Raw genomic sequence first — 21,943 nt, forward strand, 5'->3', positions numbered from 1 at the left:
AGTGCGATGGGCAGCTATCCAAAAGTGCCGTACGTGGTGGGTGACGACGTGGCGATCCTGCATTGCGAACGCACCGTCTGCAAGAAGGTAAAAATACGCCGCAACCTGCCGGGCAATATCATCGTCATTCACGGCGTCAACGATGTGGGCGTCAGCTACAAGGCGATGGAGCATGGCTTGTGCGCTGGCTTGGAGGCCAGGCTGGGCCGCTCATTTACGCCGGCAACTTACCGCATGCCCGTGGCGGCCGACAAGGACAAGCTGGAAGACGATCCCGACGCCGTCTTCTTCAAGCGCACCATAGCCAAGGACACCAATAGCCCCGTGATTCCGTTTTATTGGGGCTACCGTGAAGTGGGAGTGAAATGCCGCACCGTCAACGGCCAGTTCGTCGATCGCTACGGTAACCGCCTCGACAAGGACCTATCCAAGGAAGGCGGGCCGTTCGGCAACGCCACCAGCAGCTTGCCCGACATCTGGCGTCCGGGCATGTATGCGCCTGCGGATCCCCTGGGCGATGCCTTGCGCCCGCTGAGGACGGCGCCTGGACGCATGTATATGGTGCTGGCAGCCCAGCGCCTGGCAGCACTGATTTCCATGATTCGCGATTACGATGCGGATGATACCGTCAGCATCGTTGCGCACAGCCAGGGCTGCCTGTTGTCGTTGCTGGCGCAAGCCATGCTGATGGAGAAAGGGTTGGCGCCGGCCGATAATTTGATACTCACGCATCCGCCGTACAGCCTGGTGGACAGCCTGCCTCTGTTGATGCGAGGTGCCGCCTGGTTCGATGGCGGCGAGGATGCGGCGATGAAGCCCTATTATCATTTGCTCAGTGGTGCGCAGACCATGGGTGCGCGCCTGAAGACTTTGGCGAATATCGTGGCCGGTGTGACAAAAGGCAGTGGTCAGGCCTGCCAGCCGTCGTTTGCCGACTTGAAAAAGGATGAGCATCGCGGCATGGTCGGTAGCCGCTGGCAGAGCGCCGAAGACCGCGACAACCGCCGCAAGGTTTATCTGTATTTTTGCCCTGAAGACATGACGGTGGCGCTGGATAATATTCAGGGCATAGGCTGGGATGGCGTGCCCGATCATGCATTGGGAAGTGAATTGGTGGAAGAAGAGGAGACCTCCAGTCTTGATGGGTACAGTATTTCCTCCGGACATACCAAGATGGTGGAACGCAAGCAGGTACGCGGCGCGTTGGCGGAACTGGGCGGCAGATTCTATCAACGGGTATTCAGCGACAAGACCCGCCTTGATCCGGCCACGGGCAAGACTACGGTGTCGTTGGTAGGCAAGCCGCCACCTTTTGACTTTCCGTTGCGCCTGCCGACGGAAACCGAGCAGTCGCATGTGGAGGTTTCTCTGCGAAAACACCGTGCACAACATCAAGCGGTGGCCTGGCCTGTCAATACCAGGTTGAGCAAGATAGCGCAGCGCAATGGCATACGCACCATCACGGGCGAAGTATTGAAACAGCCTGTAGCCGCCGACCTGAGCGGCATATCGCAAATCGATCCGGCGAATATCCCGGCAACGTCCATGATGAGAAATCGTCCTGTTGCCGATCAGGGACCTGCGGAAGAAGTCGATCCCTGCGATGCATCAGTGGCACTTACCAGCGGAAGCGGCCTGCATACAACCGCAGAGGATCGCCCGGATCCGGCCGGCTATCGCCGTTTCCCAGAGCGCGATGAAGCCATACGTGGGGCCGAATTGGCCTTGATGACGACTGCTTATAATAAGGAAAAGAAACTCGATGGCAAAGGGCCGCTCGATCAACGCAAGGTCATTGCCGCCACCCGCTACACGGAAGGAAATGTCTTGGCAACCATCCAGGAAAGCCCGAATGAGGCACGCTTGCGCTGGCAGCGGGAAGTCAGTGCCAAGTCCTTCCACAGTTCGATTATCGGAAGCGCCAAAAATCACAGCCAGGTAACTGCGTACGACGTGGCGATTGGCAGCGGCAAGGCCAGTTCTGATCCGCAGTTCTATGCGTATTTATGTGCGGTGGCAGATTGGCGGGTGAAGATATCGTACGAAAGCGGAAAACGACGACCAGGAATCCTTTTATGGTCGGAGGTCCTCGAGAATTTTCGTATGTATTTTGATACGGAAAATAGTTGGAGGAAAAATGTCATCAAAGGGAACATATCTTATTACAACTCAGGTGTCTTACCCGCTGATCTACCGTTGCTGACAGGAACTTTGTGGAAAATCGTCATATCAGAAACCAAAAGTGGCAAAAGGACTTCTGATGTCAAGAAGTCGAAGACTTGAATGACTTTAGATTTCTATAGTTTTCTGGTCGCTCTGCGATTAACTGAGGAGCGATACCTTTCAATAGTTAGAGCAGGAGGTCATCATGACCGTCGTTCGTTGGATTGGTATTCCATTGCTAATACTGTTTCTTGTCCTATTTTTTAGGTGGATCAGTGTATCGGCACAAGCAAGTGAAAGAGAGTCAGCATCGAAAAAGATATCTGCGCAGGTTCAGAAGGAGAGTGTAAATGGTATGACATCACGGGATGAATATGTCTTGGAAGTGATAGGCCTTGGTGTGACCTTTGATAGGTATCGGCAAGCTAGGCTATGGGATGTCTTACAAAAAGGAAGTGCTTTTACTTCTATTCGAGAACAGGACAAGAGCAAGTACGCGTGGAGCGCTTTGGATAAAAATGGGGTGAGCGGAGGGCGTGCATACGATGCGATGGAGAACGGAATCAACTTTACGCCGCTGTACTGGGGAGTGCCGTCATTTTATGCGGGGCCACCAATTCGTGATTCTAAGCAACAGCCTGAAACTGGAGTGCCGATGGCTGGATTGATTGCCGGCGCGGGAACTTCCGGGATGGCATGGCATTTGTTTTCGATAGCGCCTTGGAGTCTGGCTGAACATCCTGACAAATTGCTGCTCAACATCTTTGAGTTTTTTGATATTCATCCTGACGTGCCGTATGTGGTTCTGATGTCCGATGATAGTGCGGGGACGAGAGATGGTATTCGTGCGAAAGGGGATTCAAAGATGTTGCAGGATGGATATTACATCCCCGATATGCCCGATACCACCGTGGCATTTGTGTTGGCACGGCGCGAACGTGTTGATTTTTTGCGGCCAGCGATATGGGACGATCTCGGAAATAAGTTCGTGCAAGAGCAATTCAGAGCGATGTATTATCAATTGATGGAATCTCTGGCGAAACCAGACAAGGAGCTAGGAGCGGATTTTCCTCCCATACCTCGTCAACCCACCGTCGCCGAATGGCTCGCCGCCGCTGCCGCTTTCGCTCAGCGGTCCGATATCCGCGGCGTGGGCTTGCATACCTTCGACAAGCTCAATCCCTGGGAAAATCGTCCCCCGCGCGACTGGAAACCGACGCCGTGGTTTCCCATTCCGTGGAACCGGGAACAGATGGAAACCTTCGACCGCCTACCCTCGTTCGGTTTCGTGCACCGGCCCGTGTTCGTCAAGTTCGCGGATGAAGAGGGCAAGCCCGTCACGCGGCGCGACCAGCGCCAGAGGTTATTCAATGCAGGCTGGCAGCAGGCGCTGCAGACTTTGCCTGGTACGGAGCGTGGCAAGGGGCCAGCGCGCATCGTGGCCGGCACGGGAAATCAGCCGGAGCAGTTGCTGATGCTTGAAGGCATGCTGCACGACTACGCAGCGCAGGGCGGGCCGGAAATCGACAGCGGCAAGAGCGCGCAGTTCATTAATACCGATCATCGCCTGGGTAATACGGGTGCGGCGACCTGGTTCATGCAGATGGCCATCGGCGTGATGGGCAGCTATCGTGATGGCGGCGCCAGTGCGGCGATTAACTTGCGGGACGGTAATGAGGCCAGCATCATCTTCATTACGCCGCCATCGGACGCCAAACGCCAGCAGCAGGACGCCAGTGGCGATATTTTCCGCAGCCGCGTCACGCCGGCTGTCGATCCGGCCAACTACGCGGCGCCATCGGTGGAAGCCATCCTGGAAAGCTCGGCGGGCAAGTAGAACGGGAGGCAGCATGCGCAAAGTCATCCGTTTGGGCGACGCCACGTCGCACGGCGGCAAGGTGCTCAGTTGTGCTGCCACGCATTTTACGGTCAACGGCATTGCTGTCGCCTGCGTGGGGGACTTGTGCAGCTGCCCTATCAAGGGGCATCAGGGCTGCAAGATCGCCAGCGGCTCCTCCCGGCATACCCTCAACGGCATCGCCATCGCCTTCGAAGGCGACACCACCACCTGCGGCGCCAAGCTGCTGGCAGGTGGTGTCAACGTGCGCACGTCCTGACGCCCGCTGCTCCCTGTATTTCGTGGTAACTATATAATCTGCGCTTGGGCGATACCCGCCCCTGAACTCCGATTGAAGGAATGCCATGCCAGGATCCATGCCAAGATATATTGTGCGCCCCTTGGCGCTGTGTGTAGTGTCGGCCGTGTGCCTCTCTGCCAGTGCCGCCGAGGCGGTGGTGGATGCGCAGCAGCGCGCGTCCTTGCTGGAATTTTATGCGCAGCAGTATCCGGACGAGCCCGCTGCACGCACCGTGTTCGAGAGCGTGCCGGTGGTAGGTGGCCGCGGCAGCGAAGTGGTGGGCAGCGTGGAAACGCCGCCATATCGCGGCCATGGCGCGCTGTGCCGTACGCAGCGTACCAAGTTCGTGTTGCACGGCGAGGGCAAGCAGGCGCGCTGGCAGGAGGCGGGCATGGAGTATTTCGCCTGGCTCGACCTTGGCACCTGCCGCGCGGTGGCCGAACCCGTGCGCATGCTGCAGCGCATTCCCGATGTGGAACTGGAAGGCGTGTTGCTGTACCAGAAGCCGCTGCTGGAGCGGGCACGATTATTAATGGCCGGCAATACGGCCTGTGCCCCATTGCGGGCGCTGAAGTTTACGCTGGCGGCCGTCGACGTGGGCTCCGCTGCGCCGCGTGCCGAGGAGCGTTATGCGCTGGTGTTCAAGAGCGACCGCGACAGCTACGCCCGCGTCTGGCTGCGCAAGAGCGGTGCCCAGTATGAAGCCTGGAATGTGACTTGCCCGCCAGTGCTGTAGACTGCTCGCCCTTTGCTCGATTCTTCTTTTTGACTGTTGCAACCATGAACCAACATTCCACTTCCGCCCGCAGTTGGGGCACTATCGTCACGCACAGCGACGAGATGGCTATCATCTACCGCTATGTCGACGCCTTCCATGACGACTGGGACCTGTCGTCGCAGCCTGACCGCATCATCATTGCCTGGCTTTATGAGGACGAAACGGGCATGCCCGCGCCGAACGAGCGCGAGCATATGGAAGAGCTGGAAGCGGCGCTGGAACCGGTCGTGGAAGCGGATGGTTTCGCCACCCTGGCGCTGGTTTCGACGGGCGAAAACTTGCGCGAATGGATTTATTACACGCAGTCGGGCGAAGAGTTTTTCAATCGCCTCAACACGGCGTTGGCGTCGCGCCCGAAATTCCCGATCGATATCCGCAGCGCGGCCGACCCCGCCTGGTCCACGTATGCGGGCTTCATGGCTGCCCTGCCGAAGTAATTACGCCAGCGCGGCCGTCACGATGCGCGTGGCGGCCGTGATGATGTCCTGATTCGTGTCCGCTTTTTTCTGTTCGCGCGTGTAGTACACGGCGATCAGCAGCGGCGCGCCGCTGGCCGGGTAGGCAACGCCGATATCGTTGACGCTGCCGTAGGCGCCCGAGCCCGTCTTGTCGGCCACCTGCCAGCCGGCCGGCATGCCGGCGCGGATGCGTTTGTCGCCCGTGGTGTTGCCGCGCATCCAGGCGTCCAGTTGCTGGCGCTGCGGCGCTGGCATGCTATTTCCCAATAACAATTGTTGCAAACTGTGTGCCATCGATGCAGGGCTGGCTGTGTCGCGCACTTCGCCTGGGATGGCGCTATTGAGTTCCGTTTCCCAGCGTTCCAGTTGGAACACCGTGTTGCCGATGCTGCGTGCAAACGCCGTCACGGCTTGCGGCCCGCCTAATACTGTCATCAAAAAATTGGCCGCGCTATTGTCGCTGTACTGCAAGGTGGCGGCGCACAGGTCCGCCACGCTCATGCCGTCGGCCAGATGCTTTTCCGTTATTGGCGAATACGTGACCAGGTCTTTTTTCTCGTAACGCACGTGCTGATCCAGCAAGCCCTGCTGGCTGACGCTGCGCGCCAGCACGGCGGCCGCCAGCATGGCCTTGAAGGTGCTGCACAGGGGAAAGCGTTCGTCGGCGCGGTAGGCGACGCGCAGGTCGCTGCCCTGGCGCCAGGCGGCAACGCCGAGGCGTCCGCCTGCGGCCTGTTCCAGCGCGGCCAGTTGCGTCTGGGCGGCGGCGATGCGGGGGGCGGGCGCGGCAAACAGCAGCGGTGTCGGGCACAGCAGGGCGGCGGCGCCGGCCAGCAAGAGGTGGCGGCGGACGTGGTTTGTGGAGTCAGTCATGGTCTGCAGGTGTTTTTGGCGTGGAAAGGGTGGCCAGCAATTCGCCGATGGCGAGCAGGCTGGCCGGTTTGGTCAGATGGTGGTCGAAGCCGGCCGCGCTCGATTGGCTGCGGTCGTTTTCGGCACCCCAGCCCGTCAATGCGACGAGCACGACGTTGGCGCCGGCCGGTATCCGGCGCAGCGCGCGTGCCACGTCGTAGCCGCTCATGCCGGGCAAGCCGATGTCGAGGAAGATAACGTTTGGCAAAAATTGCGGCGCCACGGCCAGGGCTTGCTCGCCGTCGTGGGCCACTTGCGTGGCATGGCCCATCATGTCGAGCACTGCGGCGAGGGTATTGGCCGCATCGGCGTTGTCGTCGACCACCAGCACGCGGAAGCGTGGGCCGCTGGCGGCGCAGGCCGGCGAGGCCAGTGCGGCGGGAACGGCCACTACGGCAGGTACGGCTGGCTCCGCCGCCAGCAGGGGCAGGCGCACACTGAAGGTGCTGCCCAGGCCGGCACCGGGACTGGCCGCCGTGGCGCTGCCGCCATGCAACTCGGCCAGGCGCCGCACCAGCGACAGGCCGATGCCCAAGCCGCCCTGAGCCCTGCCCATGTTTTGCCCCACCTGCGTAAACATGTCAAACACGGTCGTGATCGATTCTGCGGGAATGCCCACGCCGCTGTCTTGCACTTCGATCACCACCTCGTTGCCGTCGTGCAAGGCGCGCAAGCTGATGTGCCCGCCCGCTGGCGTGTACTTGGCGGCATTGTTGAGCAAGTTGCCCAGCACTTGCGCCAGCCGCGTGGGGTCGGCCTCGAGCCGCAGCGGTTCTTCAGCGAGTTGCACCTGCAACTGGTGGCGGCCCGCTTCGATCAGCGGCATGCTCGTTTCCACGGCGCTGGCGATGATGGTTTTCAAGTCTGCCCGTTCCAGCTTGAGTTCGATCTGGCCTCGCGTGATGCGGGCCACGTCCAGCAAATCATTGACCAGATGCACCATCTGATTGACTTGCCGTTCCATCACGTCGCGCACGCGCGCCACTGTGGCGGGCTTGTCGGCGGCCAGGTGCATGATCTGCAAGCCGTTGCGGATGGGCGCCAGCGGGTTGCGCAGTTCGTGCGCCAGGGTGGCCAGAAATTCCGTCTTGCGCCGGTCCATCTCGGACAGGTTGTCTGCCAGTTGGCGCAATTGCTGCTCCGAGCGCTTGCGCTCGCTGATGTCGCTGAACAGCACCGTCAGCAGGCGGCTGCCGGGACCGCCCAGGCGCGCGGCGAAGACTTCGAACCAGCGCTCCATGGCCACGGCTTCGTTTTCGTAGTGCACGGGCTCGCCGGTTTTGACGACCTGGTCGTACAGGTCGAACCAGTGCTGGTCGTGCTCGGGCACGAAGCTGCGGATGGTCTTGCCGATGGCGTTGTCCAGCCCCGACTGCTTGACGAAGGCGGGGTTGCCTTCCAGGTAGCGGAAATCGATGGGGCGGCCCTGCTCGTCGTACAGCATTTCAATGACGCAAAAGGCCTGATCCATCAGGTCGATCAGGGTGCGGTAGCGTTCCTCGCTGCGGCGCAGCGCATCTTCCACTTGTTTCTGGCGCGTGATGTCGAGCAGCACGCCTGGAAACTGCAAGGGCGTGCCATCGGGGGCGTATTCCGCGCGGCCCCGCGCGATGACCGAGCGGTACTGACCATCGCCGGCACCGATGCGGTAGCTGGCCTCGAAGGGCGCGTGCTCGTGCAGCGCCTGGGTAATCTGCGCGCTGACTTGCTCGCGGTCATCGGGATGGATGATGTCCAGATAGCGCGCCAGCGGTGCTGCCGTGGCCGCACCAGCATTCACGGGGAACAAGCGCGCCATATTGCCGTCGGCCGTGACCCGGTCGGCCGCGATGTCCCAGTTCCAGGTGGCCACTTCGCCGGCCGCCAGGGTCAGGCGCAGGGTTTCCTCGTTCTGCTTGCTGGCCGTCAGGTCGAGCGAAATGCCGGACAGGGCAATCACATTGCCGGCACCATCGCTGGTGCAGGTGCCGCGCATATGCGCCCAGTGCAGCGCGCCATCGGGCCAGCGCACGCGGATGTCGATCTCGAAATCGCTGGCGCCGGCGATGGCCGCATGCACCACCGTCTGCCACTGCTGCAGGTCGCCCTCGAGCATGGCGCCCGTCAACTGTGCGTAATCGATGTGGCTGGCAAGCGGCAGGCCCAGATTGGTCTTGAACGCATCGGAGCAGGCCATGCTGCCGCTGCCCAGGTCGATCTCCCACGTGCCCATGCGACCGCCCTGCATGGCCAGGCGCAGCCGCTGTTCCGTCTGCCGTTGCTGCGTCACGTCGCAATGCGAGCCCAGCCATTCAACGATGCTGCCGTCCGGCCCGCACACGGGCAGCATGCGCACAATCATATTGCGGTAGGTGCCGCTGACGTGGCGCAGCCGGTATTCCGCTTCGAACACAGTCGTCAGATGCGACGGCATGACGTAAGGCAAGTTGCGGTCGTCCGGATGCAGGGCATTGAGCCAGCCGCGGCCCAGCAGTTCGGCTTCGGTCTGGCCCGTGAAGGCGCGCCAGGAAGGCTGGTCGGCATCGAACTGGCCGAAGCTTTTCGTGCTCCAGACGATGTCGCAATGGGCACCCAGCAGTAAATGTGCGGCCTGGGCGGCGGCGATGGAGGACGGTACGGCGTTGCTGGGCTGGCTCGGTTCGGACATGGAGGCGATCGACGATGGTGCAAGGGGATGCAGGGGCCGCCACCGCACTGAAATGGGGCAGCCGTGCAACTCAATTCTGGCGATATTACAACTATTTTTACCCTCAGGGCTGTCTTGCAGGATGCCAGTTCTGCTTTCGGCTGACCAGGAAAAAAAGGTGTGGCCTGCGGCAAATCAACTGGTGAAACTACAAGGCGAGGGCGCTATTGTGGCTGAATAACCACTAGTCTGCCCTTTATGTTGATGAATGAATATTTTACATAACAATATTCTTGCAGCGCATAAGGCGCTTGAATTAAATTGGCGCCTTACTCAAAAGTTGGTGTTCATCAGACATTCCAGAGATGCGGCCGGAACCGCTGTCAGCTTGGAGGACAGCCAGGGCAGAGCCAGTGACGCCAGGAGCGGAGAAACATCCGTTCGCGCTGCTGCACCATGACGGTGCGGAGAACGCCCGCGCCGTACATAAGCCGGAGACAGGTTGGAAGACAGATTTCGCAATTCTTTTTTAAACTTCTGGGAAACAACATGATCAAGATGTCCAAGATGCACAAGCGGTTGTGCGCCAAAAGCGCCGCCATGCTGGCACTGTCCGCCGCCCTGCCTATCGGTTCGGCGTATGCAGATGAAGTCGCTGCTGATACGGCGCCTGCCGCCAGCCAGCTGGAAACCGTGACCGTGACGGCGCAGCGCCGCAAGGAAAATATCCGCGACGTGCCCGTCTCCGTGTCGCTGTTGCGCGACGAGAAGCTCGACGTGCTGGTGTCCGGCGGTCAAGATATCCGCGTGCTGGCCGGCAAAGTGCCGAGCCTGAACGTGGAATCATCGAATGGCCGTACTTTCCCCCGCTTCTACATCCGCGGTTACGGCAATACCGACTTCAACATCTTTGCATCGCAACCTGTTTCCCTGATTTACGACGATGTCGTGCAAGAAAACCCCATCCTCAAGGGCTATCCGATTTTCGACGTGGCTGGCGTGGAAGTGCTGCGTGGCCCGCAAGGCACCTTGTTCGGCCGCAATACGCCTGCCGGCGTGGTCAAGTTCGAATCCGTCAAGCCGAACCTGGACAAGGTTGAAGGCTATTACAACGTTTCCACCGCCACGCACAACACCAGCAATTTCGATGGCGCCGTCAACGTGCCGCTGAGCAAAGAATGGGCGCTGCGCTTCTCGACCCTGCGCCAGCACCGCGACGACTACGTCGACAACACCTTTACGGGCCAGAAAAACGCGCTGGACGGCTACAACGAACACGCCGAACGCGTGCAACTGCTGTACGCACCGAATACGACGTTCAATGCCCTGTTCAATGTGCACCAGCGCAATACAACGGGCAGCGCGCGTATCTTCTACGCCAACCTGATCAAGCAAGGCACGAACGATATCGTCGACGGTTTCGACCCGAACAAGTCATTCACGAATGCACCGAATTTCCAACGCCTGCGCACCAACGGCGCCAGCGCGCGCCTGAGCTGGGACCTGGACGGCGTCAAGCTGTACTCGATCACCGGCTTTGAACAGGTCGGCAATTACGTGTCGCATGGCGACATCGACGGCGGCGCACCGAACGGACTTGGCCCGACCAGCCCCAACTTCATTCCTTTCCAGGTTGAAACGGCTGGCGGCATCACCAGCGTAAAACAATACTCGCAAGAGTTCCGCGCCGAATCGAAGAATGCCGGTCCGCTCAATTGGCAGGCTGGCGTGTACTACTTCAATGAAGATGCCAACGGCTTCACCGACAACTTCGATACCAACACGCATGTGCTGAGCACGCACCTGGCCAGCCGCCAGAAGAACTCGGCATGGGCAACGTTTGGTTCCGTCAACTACGCGGTCAACGATGATTTCATGCTGCGCGCCGGTTTGCGCTACACCAAGGACAAGAAGGATTTCAACACGGTGGAAGCGACCAACATCGTGCAGGTCAACCCGACCAGCGCCGATGTCAGCAAAGCCAAGGTCAACTGGGACCTGAGCGGTACCTACAAGTACAACAAGGATGTGAACTTCTACGGCCGTATCGCCACCGGTTTCCGCGCGCCAAGTATCGCGCCGGCCAGCACCAGCGTGCCTGTCACCGTGGCTGATGCGGAAACCATCACTTCGTTCGAAGCGGGCATCAAGGCTGACCTGTTCAACCGCCGCGCCCGCGTAGCATTCAGTGTGTATGACTACCAGGTGAAAAACCAGCAGTTGACGGTGGTGGGCGGTACGTCGAACATCACGCGCCTGATCAATGCAGCCAAGACGAATGGCCGTGGCGCGGAATTGGAACTGGAAGGTTTTGTCACGCCTAGCCTGAAGATGTCCCTGGGCGGCAGCTACAACTTCACGGAAATCAAGGATCCGAGCCTGTCGATCGCCACCTGCGCCCAAACGCGTTGCACCGTGACCGATCCGCTGACCACTGGCAACCGTGCCATCATCGACGGCAATCCATTGCCGCAAGCGCCGAAGTGGACGATCACCGCCACGGGCCGCTACTCGATCCCGATGGAAAACGGCGAATTCTTCGTCTTTACGGACTGGGCTTATCGCAGCAAGATCAATTTCTTCCTGTATGAGGCAATCGAGTTCACCGGCAAGCCGATGGTCGAAGGCGGCTTGCGCGTGGGTTATACCTGGGATGCCGGCAAGTATGAAGTGGCCGCTTTTGGCCGCAACATCACGGACACCCAACGCATCACGGGCGCCATCGACTTCAACAACCGCACGGGCTTCATCAATGAGCCACGTCAATTTGGTGTGCAATTTAAAGGCAACTTCTAATTGCCTGATACCAGGCGCCGGCCATGTGCTGGCGCCTGCATTGCTACCCGCCCGGCTCGCGCCGTGGCGGGTTTTTTTATGTGTGTTCGGGAAGTTGCGCCAGCCGCTGTCCCCAGGCGGGAATGGCTTGCCGCCAGAAATCTTCCAGGTTGTCGGCGCGTACGTCGAGACCGAGGAAGCGGGCAGCGGGCAGCAGTGCCGACGCCAGCAGTTCGGCGGCATGCGTGCCCGTATCAAAGGCGAGGGCACCCGTTTGCTTTGACAGTTTCTCGCCGCTGGCATTATTGACGACAGGTACGTGCAAAAAGCCGGGATGGGGCAAGCCCAGCACATTCTGCAGATACAGCTGGCGTGGCGTGGAGTCGAGCAAGTCCGCGCCGCGCACCACCTGCGTGATGCCCTGCGCGCCATCGTCTACCACTACGGCCAGCTGGTACGCCCAGTATCCATCGCCGCGTAGCACGATGAAGTCGCCCACTTCGGTGGCCAGATCCTGCCGCTGCGCACCATGCCAGCGGTCGGCAAAGCCATACACGGCTTGTGGCCCCTCTGGCACGCGTAGCCGCAAAGCCCGTGCCGCTTTGCCCGGCGCCAAGCCATGGCGGCAGGTACCCGGATACACGGCGGCTTTATTCTTGTGCGTATCCGCCTGTACCACCGAATCGTGGATTTCCTTGCGCGAACAGCCGCACGCATACACGAGGCCATCATCCTGCAATTGCTTGAGCGCCGCCTCGTACAGCGGCAGCCTGCGGCTCTGCCACGTTGCCTCGCCATCCCACGCCATACCGCAGCGCTGCAGAGTGGCCAGGATCGCCATATCGGCGTCTTCGACATTGCGGTCATAGTCCAGGTCCTCGATGCGCAGCAGCCACGTGCCCTGATGCACCTTCGCATCGAGATAACTGGCCATGGCGGCAACGAGCGAGCCCATGTGCAGGGGACCGGAGGGGGAGGGGGCGAAGCGGCCGATGTAGGGGGCGGTAGGGAAAGAAAGGTTCATTCGTGCTGGCGCAAGCGGCTACACAGGTAGACTGCGTTTGGGGAGTTGGTATGGTTAGAGCCAAGTATCGGGGAGCGAACGTGGTGTGTCAAATCGGGTGGTAGGTTAGTGGATTAGCAAATACTCTGTTTTGTTGAAAATCTCGGCTATCTCTTCTTTGCAATAGTGAGGGTCATTTAATTCGCGCCATTGGACTCCATTTAATTTCTTGTTTTCCTCATGGAATTTATCTCTAAAGCTAACTACAATGCTGCCATTGTTTGGCCAGTTATTGTTGCTTATGCTTTTTAGTACATTTCCGTTTTTAATTTCGCTTATTGCTGCGCTCATTATATTTTTTGGCATATTTTCTAGTTGCTTCACCCATTCACATTTTTTACCTTTTATTTTTTCAATATTTTCTTCATTCTCTTTAAGTATTTCTTCTTCGCTCCATGATATTGGGTATATAAAGTCGTATATAGGATTTTCTTTCGTTCCATTGTTCTTCCAGTATTTTTTGTTTTTCATCTGAACTTATATCTTTCTTCTTACGCCAGGCGTGAGACTGTTTATGTCTGATGGGGAAACGTAATATTGCGTTGCACCACCGCTACCAAATTGCGTATTTGCTTTTGCCATTCCTTTTGCTACGCAAATATCCTTGTTTACACGATAAACTTGTACTTCTTTTCTCATTGATCGTGGATTGTCCATGCTATCCTTCCCTGCGGTTACCTGGGTCAGTTCATGATACTTCTTCACGTCGCCAGCTGATTTCATTAGGGTATGATTTGTGACACCAAAGCCTGGAGCTGCTCCAGGTGATAGGGAGTATAAAATTGTTCCCTTTTTTAATACCATATTAGTATAAGTATCTACAAAAGCATAAGGATTGTTCGGATAGGTTGCTGTTCCTTGAGTTGCCCGTGCTTCAGATGCAGGATCCTTCCCAACGCAAGGGTTGCAAGGTGTATTTTTTGGACATCCAGCAGACAAACCCAATGGATCGATCCATTGGGTTGGCGACTGAACATAGGCATATCCATTCAGCCCGCCCAGTAATCCTATTGGGTCTTGCGTCAGGTACCTTGCAATACTGGCGTCATAGTACCTATAGCGATTGTAAAACAGCCCCGTTTCCCCATCCTCATACTGCCCCTGAAACCGCAACGGCTGTTCAATTTCTCCCTCTACATGCAGCAAACGCCCCCAGGCCTTGTAGCGGCCGCTCCAGACCAGGTTCCCTCGTATATCCGTCAACTCGCGTGGCGTGCCCAGGTGATCACAGTGGTAGTGGGTGATGCGGTCGTGTGCCGCCGCGTCATTGGCTACTGCTTGGGTACGTTGCCATGTTGATACATGATGCGCTTCGGTGTACGCTTGTTCTTGCGCAATCGCCGCTTGCAATTCGGCGTCGTGCCGGATGGCAGGTAAATCCCATTGCGCGATACGCGGCAAGTGGACCGTGCTTGCCCGGCGACAGGCTGGCGAACTGATCCTGGCCAGCGGCACGAAGCTGTCCGGCTCGTACAGATAGGTGACCGTCTCTTCTTGCCCAAGTTCCTGTGCCAGCGTGTCGCCATCCCAGACGAAGAAGGTGGTGCTGCTAGCGCAGTTGGCGGGCTGGTCCTTGGTGATGTCTTGCTGCTTGCTCCAGCGTGCTTCTTCTACCCGCTTGGCGATGCGGCGGCTGAAGGCGTCATAAAAGTAGTGGGCGCGGTGGCGTGACTGGCGTTCTGTCCTGGTGGCGTGGCTGAGGCGGTTTTCGGCGTCGTATTGCAGCGTCAAATCGCTCCAGGTCGATTCCCTGCCTGGTGGATGGAAGCGCTTGCCGGTGGCGTTGCCTTGCTCGTCGTAGTCGTATTCGGTATCGCCGTAGCGTTTCAGTACGTTGCCGGAGGCGGGGGCCGTATCGACCAGATTGCCTGCCGGGTCGAAGGTGTAGTGTTCGGCCAGGCCAGGTTGCACGGCGGCCAGCAGTTGGCCGACGGGGTCATAGGCGTAACTGAGTTTGCCGAGCGGGCCGGCAGCGGTGGCGCCCGTCTGTAAGATGGTGGTCAGGTTGCCTTGCGCATCGTATTCGAAGCGGCGTTCGCGCATGGGGACGGGCGCGTCGGCGCCGCGTGCCAGGGTCAGTTGCGTGAGCCGCGATTGCGGGTCGTACTGGCGCGTGGCGAGCAAGCCGCTGCTGCCCAGTTGCCGCTGCTTTTCGCGGTGCAGCTTGTCGCGTTCCACGTCGACCACGGTCTTGCCTTGCCATAGCACGCCATGCCAGTGGCCGGAGCCGTAGCGCAGGGTATCGATGCGGCGTCCATTCGGCAAGACCGTCTGGATGAGGTTGCCCAGTTCATCATACGCGTGCGTCATGACAAAGCTGGCGTCTGGCGCGCGCGGAGCATTTGGCAATCTTGCCGCTTCTGGCAGCGTTTGCAAAAAGCAGGCGCTGCGCTCTTCGATCAGCTGGCCCAGCGCATCGTGGACAAAGCGCTGTTCGGCTTGCGGTGCGGATACGGCCGTCAAGCGGCCCAGTGCATCGTAGGCGTAGCGCACCACGCCGTCCGCCGTGGTCTTGACGGATAACAAACCGAGCGTGTCGCGCAGCAGCTGCGTGCGCCGGCTGCCGCACTCGGTGGCGGTCAGGTTGCCGGCCTGGTCATAGCTGTATTGCGTACGCTTGCCGTCGAAGCCCGTTTCCGACGCCAGCCAGCCTTCCGCGTGATACGCGAGCTGGTAGCTTTCGCCCTTGGCATTGATCAATTCCGTCAGTTGCAGCGCGGCATCGTAGCGATACTGCAAGGCTTGGCCGATGGCGTCCGTGCGCTCCACGGGCAAGCCCTGGCCGTTATAGCGGTAGCGCGTCTGCTGGCCGGCAGCATCCACGTGCAAGACCAGATTGCCGTCTGCATCGTAGGCGTAGTGTTCCCGTGTTTTGTCTGGTGTGATGAGCCCGGTCAGGCGGCCGAGGCCATCGTACTCGTAGCTGCTGACGTGGCCCATGGCATCGCGCGCAGCCGTCAATCTTCCCTGCTTGTCGTAGCTGTATTCGCTGCTGTGGCCAGAACAATCCGTGTAGCTGGTAAGCATGCCCTGGCGGTTGTACTGGAAATGCTTGCTGCCGCCCCTGGCGTCGATCAGTTCCAGCAGTTGGCCGCGCTGGTCGTAGCGGTAGCGCGTGACATGGCCCAAAGCATCGGTGATGCTGACGGGGCGGCCTGCCGCATCGTATTCACGCAAGGTGGTGTTGCCCAGTGCATCGGTGAAGGCGACGGGCTGGTTCTGGTCATCGTATTCGATGGTGCTGCTGTGTCCCTTGGCATCGGTGCTGCGGGCCAGGTTGCCGGCTGCATCGTAGGCGTAGCGGGTGGCGGCGCCGTTGGCGTCGATATCGGCCAGCAGCATGCCATCGCGGTCCCACTCGCGCCGGCCCAGCGAGGCGGCCTTGCCATCGATGACGCGGCGCACCTCGGTGACCAGCCAGTTGGCGTCGAATGTGTATTCGAGAACGCCGCCGTTTTCGGTGATGCGGCTGGTGTCGTTGTCCACGTAATCGATGCGCGTGTACTCGCTGCCATCCCGGGCGCGCGTGGCGATGGCGCGCGCCTGGTAGCTGTTGGCCACGGTGACGGGATAGCGCAGCGCCAGTTCCTGCTCGCTTAACGGTGATCCGCTCCAGCGGGCACGTAGCGCATCCAGGCTGATCCATTCGAGTTCGTAGGTAAAACCCGTGTAGCTGCTGCACGACGTCAGCAGGTGGTGACGATAGGTGTAGCGGCGCGTGTCGCCGAGCGCATTCGACTGGCTGATCAGGTTGTGACGTGGCGCGAAGGGCGGCTGACCATCGTTCGTCTCGCTGGCATACGCGTAGCGGACGTGGCAGATGCGGCTGCCGTCAGGCAATACCTCATCGATCTTCCCGATGTGGATGGCCTTGTCCTCATCCCCGCGCATGGCTTCGAACACGCTGCCATCGTCGCTGCGCAGGCGCAGCATCACTTCGCCCGGCCTGGCATCCATGCAACGGTCGATGCTGATGCCGCGCCCATCGCGCCCTTCGCTACGCACGAGTGCAAAGCGCTGCGTGGCGACGGGAGCGGACGGAACCAGCATGGCGTTGACGCCGTCGTAGCCGTGCGGCAGCCAGGCGCCTTCAGCGCGCGCGTAGCGGTCGACGCTGCCGTCGCGCCACAACATGGCAAAGGTGTCGGCGCTGTCGCGCGTGAGCGTGAAACCTTCCTTGCGGCTGTCGTGCTGCTGGCCCGGTTCCAGGTAAGGCAGGCGCAGGGCGCGGCCGCTGTCGTCGTGAACCACGATGCCGGCGGCGCATAGCGACAGGCTGGCGGTGTAGGGCGTGGACCAGCGTGCGCCCAGCAAGCCCCAGTCTTCGCATTCGGCGCCGGAGCGGTAGCAGCGCGTCCAGGCGATGGGGATACTGCGCTCGAGCGCGAAATCCGTCTGGTACAGGATTTCCTGGCCCGTACCGAAATGCACGGGCTTGCGGCCCTTGACGGGTTTTTTTGCGGGGCCGCTATCCTTGGGGCAGCAGTCGGACGGCGGTTCCGATTTCGGCTCCTTCTTGCCACGGCTCTTGCCGTCGTCGCCGCCGTTTTTTGGTGGTGGTTTGTCGAGTTTTGGGGGCGGCTTGTCCGGTTTTTTGCCGACCAGCTTGTCCTTGACCTTATTGATGGTCGGCGCCGCTTTTTTGCCGAGAAACTTGCTCAGTATTTTCCCACCTGGGACCTTGCTGAACACCGCAGTTTGCAGTACTGTGCCTGCCGCATTCGTGACGATGTCTGAGGCGGTACTCAGTAAATCAGGTGTCTTGCCTGTCAATAGGTAGTCGGCCGCCTGGTCGAGCACTGTGGCCGATGCTTCCATGGCCGTGCCTGTCGCAACGGTAGCCGTGCCGGCCACAGCGCCCGCTGCCGCCCCGGCTTCCATCGCGGCGGCAACGGGGGCGCCGACTCCCGTTGCCGCGACACCCACTCCGGCGACTCCCAGCACGGCGCTGCCTGTCAGGACGACGCTGCCCGCGTCCACCATGTCTTCGGCGGCGCCATGCATTTTCTTCGATCCATGATCCTTGTAATCTTGAGCCGCTTCCCGTATCGCCGCCTTCACTTCCTTGAGCACGGGCTTGGCCGCCTCCGCGCCCCGCTCATAAATCTTGCCCACGGTATTGCGCGAATTCATCCATACTTCGCGCCCCATCTGCACCAGCTTGGCGCCGTTGGCGCGGTGAATGGGGCTGGCGACCTTGGTGTCGACTTGCTTGCCGACGGTGCCGCTCTTGACGCCGCCCGCCTTGCCGGCCGCGTCGCCCTTGACGGTGGGAATAATGCTGCGCTGATGCAGGATGACGGGCTCGCTGTGCGACTTGACGTTGGGCGAAGCGTTCTGTGCTTCCGAGAACTCGCCGATGATGCTGTAGGGAATAGGGGGCGTGCTGGAGCCGACGGGCGTCTTGCACATGTCGGGGCTGAGGCTGACGCAATAGAAGCGCCCCGACTTGGTGACGGTTTCATTCGTCATGGTTTTTTGCCCTGCTCGACGGCTACGCCTAGCACTTCCTGCGCCTGTTCCAGCAGTTCGATGCGCGCGATTTGCGCCGGCTCCATCAGGTGCAGCAGGCGCGACGCGACCTGGCCCGCATCGGCTGGTACGATGGCGCGCCAGACCAGTTCCACAGTGGCCGCCTCGGGATCGACCAGCACCGTATCGATGGCCAGGCGCCAGACGAGCAACTGGTCGTTTTTGTCCGCCAGCAACAGGCACAGTACTTGTTGGGGCAGGGCGAAGCGCAGCACCGTGTTGCCGCGCGGGTCAATGCGGGCCGAGGGATGGTCGTGGCGGCACAGATTGGTCAAGGTGAATTGTTCCCGTCCCGTCAGGTACGGGCATTGCTGGTCAGGCGGCGTGCTGTTCCAGTAGGCAAAGTCGAAGTCTTCCGGCAGGACGGGGATTTCGTCGGCATCCCATTTATCCTTGACCACGATGCTGCCGGCCAGCGTGCGGCGCGGCAGCCAGCCACGGCCGATAGCGGCCAGTCCCGCCGGCGCGGGCAACTCCTTGCCGCCCGCGCCTTGCCAGAACTGGGCGGCTGTGCATGGCTGCGAAGGATGTGTGATCGATGGATACGTGATCGATGGATACGTGATGCGAGGCGCGGGCACCTCATCGATGTGTTTCGCATCCAGGTACCAGTGCCGTGCAAAGCCCCGTCCCAGCGGGTTGGCCTGGCAGGAATCGTGCGCCGCCGCGTTGTAATCATCGGCCTCAATGCGGCATTGCCCGCCATACGCGTAGGCATAATGCAGCGGTAATTGCAGGAACGCTTCTGGTGCGGATAGCTGCCATGGATTGGGCCGCAGCAAGCCTACCGTGGCAATGCGGGCGCAGCCTTGCGCCAGGCGCGTGAGGACGGTTTTCTTGCGGAAGGCACGCTCGCCGCACACTTGCAAGGTCTTGTCGATCAGGGTCTTCTTTTCTGACCGCACCTTCAGGTTGACGAGAAATTGCGGCATCGCCTGCCCGCGCGGCGCATGCGCCACGCCATTGATGATCACGTCGCAGCGCGGCTTGTACGGCGCGAAGTCGCTCTCCTGCACGGTGCCCGCCTGCGTGTCGTCGCCCAGATGCCGGTCTTCCGTGGCCAGCGGCGATGGTTGTGCCATGGGCAGCAGGCTGGCCAGGCCATCGGCGCCGCACGGCCCCAGGGTGTAGCCCATGCGCGCCACCACCACGTGGAAGGCCTCGCCGAATTGATCGACCATGTCGAACTGGCTTGCCGCGTGCGGCGTGCGGTTGTCGAACAGCAGGTTGGGGATGTTGAAATTGGCGGTACCGGCATCGTTCATCGTCAGCCCGGATTGTTGTCGATGTCGTCGCCATGGATCTGTACCTTGGACCTGCCGCGGATGATGATTTCATCGGCAACCAGTTCGATGCGTCCCGGCGTGATGGTGATGCTGGAAGTGCCCACCTTCATCGTGTGCGAATCGGTGGCCGTGAGCGTACTGTCGGCGCCGACGGTGACGCTTTTCGTCAGGCCGATCTGCTCCGCCTGCGCCAGCACCACCGTGGTATTCATGGCGCCGATGACCGTGGTCTGGTAGGCGGCGCCGATGGTCAACACCTTGGCCAGGCCGATGCTTTCTTCCTTGGCCAGGGTTACCCGTTCCGAGCGGTGGCCGTCGATCTGCACCTGCTCGTTGCCGCCCACATGTTCGCGGCGGTTGTCGCCAATGTCGATGTGTTCGTCATGGTCGACGCGCTCACGACGGTTGTTGTGCACGGTGATGTCTTCATCGTGGCCCACCGTCTCCGTGCGGTCGCGCTTGACGTGCACGGTTTCATCACGGTCGACAGTTTTCCTGCGGTCGTTGCCGACCCAGTGCGACTCGTCATGCTCGACTTCGATGCGCTGGTCTTTTTCCGCGTGCAGCCACAGTTCTTCCGCATCCTTGCGGTCCTCGAAACGCAGGGCGTTGGCGTGCGCACTGGAACCTTTCTTTGAGGAACGGCTCAGCATGCCGCTTTGCGTTTTGTTCGCTGGCAAGTCCCATGGCGGCATGTTGCGCGCGTTGTAGACGCAGCCGATGATGAGGGGCATGGACACGTTGCCGTCGAGGAATTGCACGGCTACCTCCATGCCCACCCTGGGCAGGCTGATGTGGCCGAAGTTCGGACCGGCCCAGTTCGATATCACGCGTATCCACGGCGAACTTTTATCGTCGAAGCTGCCCAGGCGGTCCCAATGGAATTGCACTTTGACTCTTCCGTAACCGTCCGTATGGATTTCTTCGCCGGGCGGCCCGACGACGGTGGCCGTCTGCACGCCGTAGATCTTCGGTTCGCGGCTATGGAAGTTTCGGCCGGGGCGCCAGGGGATGGCGCGGTGGATGCAGGTAAATGTGTTGCTGTAGTGCGAGATGGCGCCATGCCCTTGCTGGTAGTTGTTGCTGGCGTAGTGCTGCACGGACAGGATCATGTATTCGCCAGCGTCCTTGCCCGACGCTGCGCTGTCGAAATGCCCAGCCAGGCTGAACCAGCGCCCCGGCTGCGCCGTGCGGTCATTGCCTTGCGCCTCGAAGAGCTGGCCCTGCGCGTCGCGTTCTTCCATGCGGCGCTGGGCCAGCCGTTCGCCATCGTCGATGTTTTTAAAACCGTAGTTGCCCGTGTTTTCATACACTTCCAGGGACGGCACGGCGCCTTGCCGGTTCAGCGAGTCGCGGCTGGCGCGGGCGCTGCGCGGATTCTTGAAATTGAAGCTGGCCATCGTCATCTGCGCCGGGGCCATGCGCCGCACCGTGCTCCATTGATGCACGCCATCGTCCTCCAGGGAGCCGGCCTGGTGCTGGAAGGGCATGGCGCTCGATACGCCATCGATGGGCTTGCCAATGGTGCTGTCGTCTCCCAGCCACAAGGTGTGGCCATCAAGGCGGTGTTCGTAGCGGTAGTGCCAGCCCAGCTGCTCCCAGTGGCGGTGCAGCAGGTTGTGGTCGCTTTCGTTATGTTGGCAGGTATAGGTGATGGCGGGATCCAGGCCGCCGGCGGCCAGCTTGTAGTCGCGCATCAGGTAGTCATCGAAGACCTTGTCCGTCAGCGCCGCCACCGTCAAGCCGTGGAAGGCGACATTGTTTTGCCGCAAGTGCAGATGCGCCAGCCACGGTTCCAGCACCATTTCATAAAACGCGAAGCCGCCATCCGTGCGCAGGAAGCGGAACTCGAACACATAGCCATTGAAGTAGCGCAAGCTGCCGTCTTCGCGCACCAGTTCGACGGTCACCATCTTGCCCATCACTTTGTCGAGCGCGATGCTGGCATCATCGGACAGCACTTCCACCACATAGGAAAAGTCGCGCGACAGGCTTTCGCTGGCGGCCAGGCTGTTGGCCAGGAACTGGATGTGGGCGGGGCCGTCGCCATGCGGAAAGTGCAGGCGCAGCAGGCGCTGGCCCTGCATGTCGCCCACTAATACCATCCATGCTGCCGTCGTATCCGGGAACTGGCTCATCGCGCATCGCTTCACGGTTGGGATCGTTGGCCGACTGTAGCAATAGCGAACACAAGCGTTTTGCGCGGCCGCAA

At 60.3% G+C, this 21,943-nt stretch carries 13 protein-coding genes; 6 read left to right on the top strand and 7 right to left on the bottom strand.

Features of this window, described 5'->3' with window-relative positions; genetic code table 11:
- Positions 1 to 6: 6 nt before the first annotated feature.
- The 5 genes from ACP7DE_RS13475 (at position 7) to ACP7DE_RS13495 (ending at position 5,516) form a co-directional block, all read left to right on the top strand.
- The gene (locus ACP7DE_RS13475) at positions 7 to 2,283 is read left to right on the top strand and encodes a T6SS effector phospholipase Tle3 domain-containing protein (RefSeq protein ID WP_426072579.1); all 2,277 of its coding nucleotides are present in this window, start codon (positions 7 to 9) and stop codon (positions 2,281 to 2,283) included.
- A gap of 85 nt (positions 2,284 to 2,368) precedes the next feature.
- Entirely contained in the window at positions 2,369 to 4,000 is a 1,632-nt protein-coding gene (locus tag ACP7DE_RS13480) for a type VI lipase adapter Tla3 domain-containing protein (protein WP_426072580.1), read from the top strand.
- A 13-nt stretch (positions 4,001 to 4,013) separates the two neighbouring features.
- Positions 4,014 to 4,280, top strand: coding sequence for a PAAR domain-containing protein (locus tag ACP7DE_RS13485; protein ID WP_426072581.1), 267 nt, complete (start codon positions 4,014 to 4,016; stop codon positions 4,278 to 4,280).
- Between the two features lie 97 nt (positions 4,281 to 4,377).
- A complete protein-coding gene (locus ACP7DE_RS13490) occupies positions 4,378 to 5,037 on the top strand; it encodes a hypothetical protein (RefSeq protein WP_426072582.1) in 660 nt (219 codons plus the stop codon).
- Positions 5,038 to 5,081: 44 nt separating this feature from the next.
- On the top strand, positions 5,082 to 5,516 hold the full coding sequence (locus ACP7DE_RS13495; protein ID WP_426072583.1) for a DUF695 domain-containing protein: 435 nt from the start codon (positions 5,082 to 5,084) through the stop codon (positions 5,514 to 5,516).
- Here the strand turns inward: ACP7DE_RS13495 and bla are convergent, their stop codons facing one another.
- Both bla and ACP7DE_RS13505 read right to left on the bottom strand, forming a co-directional pair.
- Positions 5,517 to 6,410 (bottom strand): class A beta-lactamase, encoded by an 894-nt coding sequence (gene bla, locus ACP7DE_RS13500; protein ID WP_426072584.1) that lies wholly within the window; start codon positions 6,408 to 6,410, stop codon positions 5,517 to 5,519.
- Positions 6,403 to 9,096, bottom strand: coding sequence for a hybrid sensor histidine kinase/response regulator (locus ACP7DE_RS13505; RefSeq protein ID WP_426072585.1), 2,694 nt, complete (start codon positions 9,094 to 9,096; stop codon positions 6,403 to 6,405). Before ACP7DE_RS13505 ends, bla begins: the two co-directional genes overlap by 8 nt.
- 528 nt (positions 9,097 to 9,624) lie before the next feature.
- Here ACP7DE_RS13505 and ACP7DE_RS13510 point away from each other — a divergent pair.
- Positions 9,625 to 11,871 (top strand): TonB-dependent receptor, encoded by a 2,247-nt coding sequence (locus tag ACP7DE_RS13510; RefSeq protein ID WP_426072586.1) that lies wholly within the window; start codon positions 9,625 to 9,627, stop codon positions 11,869 to 11,871.
- A gap of 76 nt (positions 11,872 to 11,947) precedes the next feature.
- On the opposite strand, the gene gluQRS is transcribed toward ACP7DE_RS13510, so the two are convergent.
- The 5 genes from gluQRS to ACP7DE_RS13535 all read right to left on the bottom strand — a co-directional run bounded on the left by gluQRS (position 11,948) and on the right by ACP7DE_RS13535 (position 21,869).
- The gene (gene gluQRS, locus ACP7DE_RS13515) at positions 11,948 to 12,874 is read right to left on the bottom strand and encodes a tRNA glutamyl-Q(34) synthetase GluQRS (RefSeq protein ID WP_426072587.1); all 927 of its coding nucleotides are present in this window, start codon (positions 12,872 to 12,874) and stop codon (positions 11,948 to 11,950) included.
- 105 nt (positions 12,875 to 12,979) lie between these two features.
- The gene (locus tag ACP7DE_RS13520; RefSeq protein ID WP_426072588.1) at positions 12,980 to 13,384 is read right to left on the bottom strand and encodes a hypothetical protein; all 405 of its coding nucleotides are present in this window, start codon (positions 13,382 to 13,384) and stop codon (positions 12,980 to 12,982) included.
- Between the two features lie 6 nt (positions 13,385 to 13,390).
- Positions 13,391 to 18,385, bottom strand: a complete 4,995-nt coding sequence (locus tag ACP7DE_RS13525) for an RHS repeat-associated core domain-containing protein (RefSeq protein ID WP_426072589.1) — start codon at positions 18,383 to 18,385, stop codon at positions 13,391 to 13,393.
- The gene (locus tag ACP7DE_RS13530; protein WP_426072590.1) at positions 18,382 to 19,710 is read right to left on the bottom strand and encodes a DUF2169 family type VI secretion system accessory protein; all 1,329 of its coding nucleotides are present in this window, start codon (positions 19,708 to 19,710) and stop codon (positions 18,382 to 18,384) included. The genes ACP7DE_RS13525 and ACP7DE_RS13530 overlap by 4 nt, the downstream gene beginning before the upstream one ends.
- Positions 19,711 to 19,712: 2 nt before the next feature.
- The gene (locus tag ACP7DE_RS13535) at positions 19,713 to 21,869 is read right to left on the bottom strand and encodes a type VI secretion system Vgr family protein (protein WP_426072591.1); all 2,157 of its coding nucleotides are present in this window, start codon (positions 21,867 to 21,869) and stop codon (positions 19,713 to 19,715) included.
- Positions 21,870 to 21,943: the final 74 nt, after the last annotated feature.

This window comes from Janthinobacterium sp. DSP2-3-3 (assembly GCF_049897325.1).
Lineage (GTDB): Bacteria > Pseudomonadota > Gammaproteobacteria > Burkholderiales > Burkholderiaceae_D > Janthinobacterium.

Coding starts and splice junctions, on each gene's coding strand:
- ACP7DE_RS13495 (WP_426072583.1), top strand. CDS start 5,082: ATGAACCAACATTCCACTTCCGCCCGCAGTTGGGGCACTATCGTCACG.
- ACP7DE_RS13510 (WP_426072586.1), top strand. CDS start 9,625: ATGATCAAGATGTCCAAGATGCACAAGCGGTTGTGCGCCAAAAGCGCC.
- ACP7DE_RS13535 (WP_426072591.1), bottom strand. CDS start 21,869: ATGAGCCAGTTCCCGGATACGACGGCAGCATGGATGGTATTAGTGGGC.
- ACP7DE_RS13505 (WP_426072585.1), bottom strand. CDS start 9,096: ATGTCCGAACCGAGCCAGCCCAGCAACGCCGTACCGTCCTCCATCGCC.
- ACP7DE_RS13485 (WP_426072581.1), top strand. CDS start 4,014: ATGCGCAAAGTCATCCGTTTGGGCGACGCCACGTCGCACGGCGGCAAG.
- ACP7DE_RS13475 (WP_426072579.1), top strand. CDS start 7: ATGGGCAGCTATCCAAAAGTGCCGTACGTGGTGGGTGACGACGTGGCG.
- ACP7DE_RS13525 (WP_426072589.1), bottom strand. CDS start 18,385: ATGACGAATGAAACCGTCACCAAGTCGGGGCGCTTCTATTGCGTCAGC.
- ACP7DE_RS13490 (WP_426072582.1), top strand. CDS start 4,378: ATGCCAAGATATATTGTGCGCCCCTTGGCGCTGTGTGTAGTGTCGGCC.
- ACP7DE_RS13530 (WP_426072590.1), bottom strand. CDS start 19,710: ATGAACGATGCCGGTACCGCCAATTTCAACATCCCCAACCTGCTGTTC.
- ACP7DE_RS13480 (WP_426072580.1), top strand. CDS start 2,369: ATGACCGTCGTTCGTTGGATTGGTATTCCATTGCTAATACTGTTTCTT.
- bla (WP_426072584.1), bottom strand. CDS start 6,410: ATGACTGACTCCACAAACCACGTCCGCCGCCACCTCTTGCTGGCCGGC.
- gluQRS (WP_426072587.1), bottom strand. CDS start 12,874: ATGAACCTTTCTTTCCCTACCGCCCCCTACATCGGCCGCTTCGCCCCC.
- ACP7DE_RS13520 (WP_426072588.1), bottom strand. CDS start 13,384: ATGAAAAACAAAAAATACTGGAAGAACAATGGAACGAAAGAAAATCCT.